This is a genomic window from Novosphingobium meiothermophilum (assembly GCF_003171715.1).
GTDB classification, from domain to species: domain Bacteria; phylum Pseudomonadota; class Alphaproteobacteria; order Sphingomonadales; family Sphingomonadaceae; genus Novosphingobium; species Novosphingobium meiothermophilum.
Genome location: NZ_QGHL01000008.1, coordinates 437,501 through 439,920 on the forward strand (window position 1 = coordinate 437,501; position 2,420 = coordinate 439,920).

A 2,420-nucleotide genomic window follows, 5' to 3' on the forward strand; every position below is an offset into this window, starting at 1 on the left:
ACGGATCACGTGTGTTGTCACTTCTTAATGGATTGGAGTGGCTTCGAAGTGGTTCCAGGAAATAGCCCCACCGTATAGACCGTACCCGAAACCGACACAGGTGGTCAGGTAGAGTATACCAAGGCGCTTGAGAGAAGTATCCTGAAGGAACTCGGCAAATTGCCTCCGTACCTTCGGAAGAAGGAGGCCCAACTTGTGCGCAAGCACTTGTTGGGGGCACAGGCCAGGGGGTAGCGACTGTTTAGCAAAAACACAGCACTCTGCTAAGTCGGCTTCAAGACGACGTATAGGGTGTGACGCCTGCCCGGTGCTCGAAGGTTAAGAGGAGGAGTGCAAGCTCCGAATTGAAGCCCGAGTAAACGGCGGCCGTAACTATAACGGTCCTAAGGTAGCGAAATTCCTTGTCGGGTAAGTTCCGACCTGCACGAATGGCGTAACGACTTCCCCACTGTCTCCAGGATATGCTCAGCGAAATTGAATTCTCCGTGAAGATGCGGAGTACCCGCGGTTAGACGGAAAGACCCCGTGCACCTTTACTGCAGCTTCAGAGTGGCATTAGGAAAGAATTGTGTAGCATAGGTGGGAGGCTTTGAAGCACTGGCGCCAGCTGGTGTGGAGCCATAGGTGAAATACCACCCTGTTGTTTTCTGATGTCTAACCCAGGACCGTTAGCCGGTTCGGGGACCCTCTGTGGCGGGTAGTTTGACTGGGGCGGTCGCCTCCTAAAGAGTAACGGAGGCGCGCGATGGTAGGCTCAGGACGGTTGGAAACCGTCTGTTAGAGTGCAATGGCATAAGCCTGCCTGACTGCGAGACTGACGAGTCGAGCAGAGACGAAAGTCGGTCATAGTGATCCGGTGGTCCCTCGTGGAAGGGCCATCGCTCAACGGATAAAAGGTACGCCGGGGATAACAGGCTGATGATTCCCAAGAGCTCATATCGACGGAATCGTTTGGCACCTCGATGTCGGCTCATCACATCCTGGGGCTGGAGCAGGTCCCAAGGGTTTGGCTGTTCGCCAATTAAAGTGGTACGTGAGCTGGGTTCAGAACGTCGCGAGACAGTTTGGTCCCTATCTGCCGTGGGCGTCGATACTTGAGAGGAGTTGCCCCTAGTACGAGAGGACCGGGGTGAACATGCCTCTGGTGTACCTGTCGTTCCGCCAGGAGCGCAGCAGGGTAGCTATGCATGGACGGGATAACCGCTGAAAGCATCTAAGCGGGAAGCCTCCCTCAAGATAAGGTATCATCGAGTCGTGGTAGACCACCACGTTGATAGGCCGGGTGTGGAAGTGCGGTAACGCATGAAGCTAACCGGTCCTAATAACTCTGTTCATGCTTGAAGAGTCCCACCATCAACGACAGCTCTGCGCACGGGAAATCCCGTGAAAGGGCGTCGCTGGACGGACGATCCTCCAGCCAGACATCTGAAAACGGCCAGCCTGCAAGGGCCCGCCATACGCATCGATCAGTGCAGAACACGCAGGCTCCATTGCCTGGTGACCATAGCGTCCGTGCCCCACCCGATCCCATCTCGAACTCGGCCGTGAAACCGGACAGCGCCAATGGTACTAACGCTCAAGCGTTGGAAGAGTAGGTCGTCGCCAGGCATTGAAGCTTGCGTGTACTCGCACAAAAAACCCATTCGCAAAATCCTTCCTGCAGGACTTCCCGCACATCGCGGACCCTGCAAGGAGCGCTGAAGGCCCCGACAACACGACGGCGGAACAGGCGGTCACACACGATGCGACGCGGGCACTCGCCGACCATTGCCGACGCAGAAAATATGTTCACCGCGCAGATAACTGGTTTGGACTTCTCGTGCGCGAGGCCGACGGACTTCCCAAACTCAGTATTGCGGTGCGTTTCCCGTGGAAGCGAGACACCCGCCTCGATGCTCAGACGCAGGGAATAGTACTCAACGGCAACCGGGATATTGCTCAGCCAAGTCCGAGCCGACGCGGAGCTGATGGTTTTAAAATTGGCCGCAACGATCCGTGCCCATGCGGGAGCGGCAAGAAGTTCAAGAAATGCTGTATAGCATGATCTGATCAGAGAGATGATGGCATGATGTCTATGCAGGTCCGAAGCGCGCGATCGTCAACGCAATAATCGAACGGACGTTGCCCGCCGAGTTTCGGGTTCGAAGACCTGCACCAAAGCTCGGCTCTTGCCGGATCGCGCGCGCGTTTTCCGGCAAGAGTTGCCAACTCCTTTCGATTTTTCTCTAATGCCGCCTGCTGACGCACTTGCGCTGCCTGTCGAGCTTCGGTTTCACGCTGTTCGTTGTGCAATCGCGCAAGTTCTGACGCAGCACGAGCCAGACCTGAGGTGGTCCCGCCTTCTTGGACAGTTTGGCGGCTGAGTTAAGCTAATCCCGGTTGTCGTTCATGCCGCCTGTTTGATCATCAGATCATGGGGG

General features: G+C 56.1%; 1 protein-coding gene and 2 rRNA genes (1 of these 3 cut by a window edge). All 3 read left to right on the top strand.

Annotation, left to right across the window (positions count from 1 at the left end):
• Nucleotides 1-1,342 (top strand): 23S ribosomal RNA (locus tag DKM43_RS10635) (it extends 1,449 nt beyond the left edge of the window).
• Between the two features lie 151 nt (nucleotides 1,343-1,493).
• A 5S ribosomal RNA gene (rrf, locus tag DKM43_RS10640) occupies nucleotides 1,494-1,608 on the top strand.
• Nucleotides 1,609-1,858: 250 nt separating this feature from the next.
• A complete protein-coding gene (locus DKM43_RS16695; protein WP_236632519.1) occupies nucleotides 1,859-2,044 on the top strand; it encodes an SEC-C metal-binding domain-containing protein in 186 nt (61 codons plus the stop codon).
• Nucleotides 2,045-2,420 lie beyond the last annotated feature (376 nt).